Source organism: Vibrio sp. 10N.261.51.A3 (genome assembly GCF_041471965.1).
In the GTDB taxonomy this organism is placed as follows: Bacteria; Pseudomonadota; Gammaproteobacteria; order Enterobacterales; family Vibrionaceae; genus Vibrio; species Vibrio crassostreae_C.
On the sequence record NZ_JBFRPK010000118.1, the window covers coordinates 1 to 1314 of the forward strand.

At 44.6% G+C, this 1314-nt stretch carries 1 protein-coding gene; it reads right to left on the reverse strand.

Annotation, left to right across the window (positions count from 1 at the left end; genetic code table 11):
* On the reverse strand, nucleotides 1-1205 hold a 1205-nt coding region (locus AB4371_RS21495; RefSeq protein ID WP_372150643.1), incomplete at its 3' end, for an IS4 family transposase.
* Nucleotides 1206-1314 lie beyond the last annotated feature (109 nt).

Below are 1314 nucleotides of genomic sequence, written 5' to 3' on the forward strand. Positions count from 1 at the left end.
GACTTTTGAGCGTTCCTTGATATATAACTGGTAGCCCATTCGATTTTATTGCTGATTTCTGACCATGCGCCGTGACTGATACATTCAAATATTGGTAACAGCCAGACATCCACATTTTTTGCCGCTTTAAACAATGAGACCGATGGCATTATCTGAAGCGCAATACTACGCCTAATGATCAGCGCAAGTAAACTGGCCCAGATGAGCCCATCAACGATGGCCTTTTGTGCGGTGACAAATCGTTGCCAGTTGGTGTGAGACTTTAACTCTTTAAAAAGCAGTTCCACCTGCCATCGACAGCGGTAGATCGCCATGATGTCATCGGCAGTAAAGGTGTCTGAAGGTAAGTTAGTTATCCAAATGCAGAATCGTTTTTCTTCAGCAAACCATCGTCGCACGACTCTAAACTCTTGTTTACCTCGACGGACTTTTAGGTCAAGGACCTGCGAACGGTTGGTACCTCGAGTAATGTCTTTCAGCTTCTTCCCTTCTAGCTTAGGCAGCAGTCGCCCCTTGCCGTTCCTTGCCTCAATAATCATAGGGTTCAGAGACTTAGCACCTCGGACAATATAGAATCCGCCATGCTGTTCAAGCTCTCGAAAGAAGTGGAAATCAGGATACCCTGCGTCAGCTAACAGCAATTTGTTGTTCATCGTTTTGGGCTCAGGTAAAAAATCTCTTTCTGATGCCGTATCAGCGCTGATGTTCATCGCGACTGGAGAAAAGCTTTTCAACGACATTGTCATATGACATTCAACCGCTGCAGGGTTACGTTTAAATCGACTCGGATAAACATCCGCCAGGTCACGATGGATGTGGAAAGAGCTGCCATCTTGAAGCAGTACATCATCAAAGGTGTCGAGCTTATTTGGTAGACCGACATTCTGCTGGCGAGCAAATTGAGCTATTGCTCGCATAACAAGTTGCCGCATGAAATTAGGAAACTCATTTTTCCTCAACTGGTTATGGTAAGGCTTGTATGCCACGGAACCTTCAGGGCTCAAGCACATCCCATTGAATTGTCGCAGTAAATCCGCAATGGAAGTGCAGTTTCCTTTGCTTAACGCGGCCACTAAGCTAATGACTAGCTGCTCGGGTAATATCGCCCGACACCGTTTCATCAGGCCTGTACTTTTCGCCATTTTTTGGAGGGTGTCAGCATTAAAGAATTGCTTAAATTGCTTCTGTAAGGAGATAATCGTCATCGGCTTCACTATTGATGTAGGTAGTTTGTTTGGCGACGATTATCTGATCATAAATGAAGCCTTTTTTCTATCTAAATAAACAAGTTAGCTCTTAAGATCCTGTCTATGA